Raw genomic sequence first — 554 nt, forward strand, 5'->3', positions numbered from 1 at the left:
AAAAGTGTGCAACTTGTCCCCTACAAGGTCATTGCAAGAAGCTGTTTGGTTATTCTTTCACGGAAAATCCGTTTTTCTACGGACCTGTTCCACAAGATAGCAGTTTGCAAAAGCGCATGTTGAAATATCGAAAACAAGTTGAATTGGCCTTTGCTCAAGAGTCTAATCAGTTAACTTCTGTCATGAAACATAAAAAAGTACCGCTTCGTACAACGGAACGGGTCGAGAAATGGTTCATCCTAAGGGATGCATTTCGATTGATCCAACGAATGATTGCCCATATTCAAGTAACAATTCTACCGAAAAACCATATGGCAACTATCGAAAAGCTTGCAAAGGTTCAAGTCGAGCAGATATCCCTTCAGTTGACGGGATAAAGACTTCAGAACTAAAATTTTAAAAACTAAATCATCAAACAAGGGGGAAGTCTGTCCAAAAGCTAATTCCATATTATGGTTTAAGGTCAATCAAATTCAATTCGCAAAGTAATTCCTTTTTTATCTAATTATGGAGCATGCGGGTATGATAACTTTCACACATTTATGAAATTGTTG

General features: G+C 37.4%; 1 protein-coding gene. It reads left to right on the top strand.

Features of this window, described 5'->3' with window-relative positions:
- Window positions 1-377: hypothetical protein (locus B371_RS20865; protein WP_040681089.1), on the top strand; the 377-nt coding region annotated here is incomplete at its 5' end.
- Window positions 378-554 lie beyond the last annotated feature (177 nt).

The organism is Paenisporosarcina sp. TG20, from assembly GCF_000286315.1.
Lineage (GTDB): Bacteria > Bacillota > Bacilli > Bacillales_A > Planococcaceae > Paenisporosarcina.